Origin of the sequence: Aquibium sp. ELW1220 (assembly GCF_030398385.1) — a bacterium.
Lineage (GTDB): Bacteria > Pseudomonadota > Alphaproteobacteria > Rhizobiales > Rhizobiaceae > Aquibium.
Map to the genome: position 1 here is coordinate 1 of NZ_JAOAOQ010000124.1, position 774 is coordinate 774.

Consider the following 774-nt stretch of genomic DNA (forward strand, 5'->3'; position numbering starts at 1 on the left):
AAGGACGGGGCGCCAGAGCCTTGGGGCGTAGCCGGTGGCAAGCAGGAAGGCTGTCGACCACGCGAAGGTGTCGAACGTTCCGTCCATGCGTCGCGTAAGGCGTGGCCGCCATATCTGCGGCGTTTCCGCAAGCCCAGTCGAGATGCGGTTGTAGTTGGCAGCCAGCGTCTGAACCGCGAGCGCCTCGATTGTACCTTCGGGCTCCATCATCGCCTGCTCACCGGCAATCAAACCAATCCAGCGGCGCGGGTCGATGAAGCGCGGGCCAATGATGAGGGCCGTCAGATAGCCGTCGAGCCCAGACATGCTGAAGACGGGCGGATGTGGCCGCCGCTCGTGCAGGAACGCTTCGAAGGCGGTATCGTCCAGCCTCGGACGCGAAGGCGGACGCAGGGAAGCCGCGGCGGGCGGAGCGACAACAGGCCCGGTTGGCAGACGTGCGATCATGCCGCCATCGTCTCTGCCTGGCCCAGTGCTTCGCGGTCTGCCTTCCAGTTCCACGGGAGAAGCTGGTCGAGCCGATTGACCGTCACGGCGCCTGAGACGATCTGCTCCAGCGCATCGGCGAGCCATGTCTCGGGATCGACCCCGTTGAGCTTTGCCGTGTTGACCAGCGATGCCAGCACAGCCCATGTCTCGCCGCCGCGGGCCGATCCGGCAAAGAGGCTGTTCTTTCTTGTCAGGCAGACCGGCTTGATCGATCGTTCGACGATATTGCTGTCGACTTCGATCCGGCCGTCGTCGAGGAAGGCTGTCAGTCCCGGCCAGTGCGCC

The 774-nt window shown here is 64.9% G+C and carries 2 protein-coding genes; both read right to left on the reverse strand.

Features of this window, described 5'->3' with window-relative positions:
• A partial coding sequence (locus tag N1F91_RS31010; protein WP_289997767.1) for a UPF0149 family protein occupies window positions 1-447 on the reverse strand: 447 nt, incomplete at its 3' end.
• Window positions 444-774 (reverse strand): transposase domain-containing protein (locus tag N1F91_RS31015; protein ID WP_289997769.1); only part of this gene is annotated, 331 nt, incomplete at its 5' end. The genes N1F91_RS31010 and N1F91_RS31015, both read right to left, overlap by 4 nt.